General features: G+C 72.1%; 2 protein-coding genes. Both read right to left on the bottom strand.

Annotated elements, in window-relative coordinates; all coding sequences use genetic code 11:
* Positions 1 to 390 (bottom strand): hypothetical protein (locus AB4Z27_RS29460; protein WP_441646040.1); only part of this gene is annotated, 390 nt, incomplete at its 3' end.
* On the bottom strand, positions 324 to 506 hold a 183-nt coding region (locus tag AB4Z27_RS29455), incomplete at its 5' end, for a hypothetical protein (protein WP_441646039.1). The genes AB4Z27_RS29460 and AB4Z27_RS29455, both read right to left, overlap by 67 nt.

The following is a 506-nucleotide window of genomic DNA, read 5'->3' as shown; positions in this document are numbered from 1 at the left end:
CTGCACCATGAAGCCGGTCATCTCGTCATTGGCGATGCCCACGGCCTTGTCGCGGCCCAGCGCGAACACGGTCTTGGCGCCGCCGCCCCCGAGCCGTGGCCCGAGATAGGTGGCCAGGTCCACCCGCTCGCGCCCGCCGCCCGGATGGCGCAGGTAGACCACCCCGCGCGCGTTCACATCGAAACGATGGTTGGCGTACGGGTCTGGCTGGGGCTGCACGCGCCGCCAGTTGCCGCCGGCCTGTGTCAGGTCGATGGCGGGCTTGCCGTCCGCGTCCGCATGGCGTTGCAGCGCGAACTCGGGGGCCAGCACCTCGGTCTGCATCACGTTCGCCACCTGCTCCGCGAAGACGCGGCCCTGCGGCAGGTGGGCGCCGTCGAGCGCGAGCACGATCGGCTGGCGAACTCGGGGGCCAGCACCTCGGTCTGCATCACGTTCGCCACCTGCTCCGCGAAGACGCGGCCCTGCGGCAGGTGGGCGCCGTCGAGCGCGAGCACGATCGGCTG

The organism is Cupriavidus sp. KB_39 (genome assembly GCF_052114485.1).
GTDB lineage: Bacteria > Pseudomonadota > Gammaproteobacteria > Burkholderiales > Burkholderiaceae > Cupriavidus.
This window is presented reverse-complemented; position numbering and strand designations above follow the sequence as displayed.